Source organism: Haloarcula nitratireducens (genome assembly GCF_019599505.1).
This window is the reverse complement of record NZ_RKLT01000060.1, coordinates 1-2,474: the sequence shown is the minus strand read 5'-3', so window position 1 is coordinate 2,474 and position 2,474 is coordinate 1. Positions and strand designations below refer to the sequence as shown.

2 protein-coding genes and 1 pseudogene are annotated in these 2,474 nt (G+C 55.4%); 1 reads left to right on the top strand and 2 read right to left on the bottom strand.

The features are described from left to right. A partial coding sequence (locus tag EGH23_RS26180; RefSeq protein ID WP_220582918.1) for an SLC13 family permease occupies positions 1-854 on the top strand: 854 nt, incomplete at its 5' end. 52 nt (positions 855-906) lie between these two features. Here the strand turns inward: EGH23_RS26180 and EGH23_RS26175 are convergent. Beyond that, complete coding sequence (locus EGH23_RS26175) at positions 907-1,764, bottom strand: universal stress protein (protein ID WP_220582917.1); 858 nt, start codon at positions 1,762-1,764, stop codon at positions 907-909. Between the two features lie 183 nt (positions 1,765-1,947). Next, positions 1,948-2,474 (bottom strand): annotated as a pseudogene (locus EGH23_RS26170) (TIGR00341 family protein); the annotation flags it as partial.

Below are 2,474 nucleotides of genomic sequence, written 5' to 3'. Positions count from 1 at the left end.
AAGAAATCGAACTCACCGAAGTCGTGCTGTTGCCCGGGCCTTGGTCGAGTCGGCGCAGCGGTGTCGCAGACTTCGAGCGCGACTACGACGTGACGGTACTGGCGATCCGGCGCGGCGACGAGGTGATCCGCCAGCGCCTCCGAGAGGTCCGGTTGCAGGCCGGCGACGTCATCCTCGTTCAGGCGCCCGATCAAGTGCTCGATCGCATCGCGAGGGATACGAACGTCGCCATCGCAGGCGAGAACAGATGGGAGGACTTCGACCGATCGAAGATTCCCATCGCGCTGGGGATCCTCGCCGGTGCTCTCGGACTCGCGGCACTCGACGTTCTCACGCTCATGGTGAGTGCGCTGACGGGCGTCGCGGCGATGTTTTTCACCGGTATTCTCACACCCGAGGAGGCGTACGAGGCCGTCGACTGGGAAGTGATTTTCATGGTGGCGGGTGTCATCCCACTCGGCATCGCGGTCGAGGCGTCTGGGACCGCGGCCCTCATCGCCGATCTTGTCGTTTCCGTCAGCGTTCTCCTTCCCGTGATCGCGGTTCTGGGACTGTTCTACCTGGGGACCGCGATCATCACGGAGATGATTAGCAACTCCGCAAGCGTCGTGTTGTTGCTACCGATCGGGGTCGAGGTTGCCGGCCAGCTCGGCGTCAACCCCTTCGCGTTCGTGATGGCCGTGACGTTCGCCGCCAGCACACCGCTACTGACCCCCGTCGGCTACCAAACGAATCTCATGGTCTACGGCCCAGGCGGGTACAAATTCACTGATTTCGCACGCGTCGGCGCACCGTTACAGTTGATACTAACTATCGTGACGACTGTTGGCATCGCATTTTTCTGGGGCCTGTGACTTTAGCACGGACGTTCGGATGCCTATGGCCTTGAGGGGGTTTGTTGAAAGCCTATTTCACCGAAATAACAGGGACATCAGCCCGGCGAATTACACGTTCGGTAACACTACCGAGGAGGAACCGACGTATACCCTTCCGGCCGTGAGTCCCCATGACGATACAATCGATATCGTTCTCCTCCGCATATTCGGCAATTTCGAGATAGGGCCGGCCATTCAACACCGAGGTTTCAGTCGGCAAGTACGTCGACGATTGAACCTGCTCGAGAGCGAGGTCTAGCGCCTTCTCACCGATCTCCTCGAGCGCTTCTCGTAATCGCCGGGCTCTGTCGCCGTTGATTACCTGTCCCGTCTCGACGACGTAGATGACGTGCAGTGTCGCGTCGACAGATCTCGCCAGTTCACCCGCATGGTCAACGGCCGTATGTGCGCACTCGCTCCCATCGGTGGGAACGAGTATTGAACCGATGTCTGGACCGATAACCGTCTCCTCGTGAACAGTCATAACTGGGACAGGAGATTCACGGAGAGTTAGTTCTGCGACGCTCCCGAGGACAGCCCGGCCGAGGCTGAGTCCACTCCTGCCCCGGGTTCCCATTACAATACAGTCGATACTGTGTTTGTCTGTGTAGGTAAGGATCTCTTGATGAATCGACTTCGTCCTTTCGATGACCGCCCTCGTAGCCTCGACATCAGAGGAAGTAGCCAATTCGATAGCCGCTTGTACTGCTTCCTCACCATATCGGGTGGTGGCATTGACATCATCAGCAGCAGTGGCGGTTTGGTCGCGTTCAGCAACGTGAATCACGTGTAGTTCCGCGTCAAATTGATCGGCAAGTGTCACAGCCGCTTCAGCCGCGGTCGACGAGGCTTCACTGCCGTCAGTCGGTAGTAGGATGCGTTGGTACATGATTTTTATCTCATTGGACTATTAACCTTTGTTGAGATAAAACGGATAGGACCTCGCGAAGTCAGGCTGTTTAGAGACTTCATGGATTATTACAGCCTTGACCCAGAGGATAAAAATTCATTTGTGAGATATATAAAAATATAGTCCTAAGACTGAACTATAATGATCACGCCACATCCAGCATCATCTTGGTTCTTGAACGGTTAGGTATCGAACCTGTACAGCTACGTTGCGTCCTGCAATCTGATCAATGCGGGTGTTCAAACGATCACCCAAGTCTGGTGGGGCTTCTCCTTGCGGAGCACCGATCAAGATAGTTACCTTAGAGGGGCGTTGGGCGAGAAGATTCTCCGAATATTCGAACTGGACTTCGAGCAGAACGAACTCTGAATAAACCGGTTCGTCGAGAATTGATTGGATATCATTTTCAATCGACTGCTCGGAAGTGGCAGTCTGATACGAGGAGAACGTAACAGTTCCGAGGAATGCAGAAAGGATTAGAATGCTAATCAGGAGAACGCCGACGCGTTTGACGAATGTCTTTTTGGTCTGCTCCATACGGAACCATTTCTCAGGCCGATACCCCATATACCAGAGCACAAGGAGTGCGGCGAGATTGATCGACAGAAGGTTAACGAGGAGCAACACGCCGGAGCCCACGGCGAGTGCCGTATTCCCCCACGCGATGGCGATACCGACCGTCGCTGCGG

Excerpts from the sequence above, each read along its gene's own strand:
- EGH23_RS26175 (WP_220582917.1), bottom strand. The coding sequence starts at position 1,764 with ATGTACCAACGCATCCTACTACCGACTGACGGCAGTGAAGCCTCGTCG.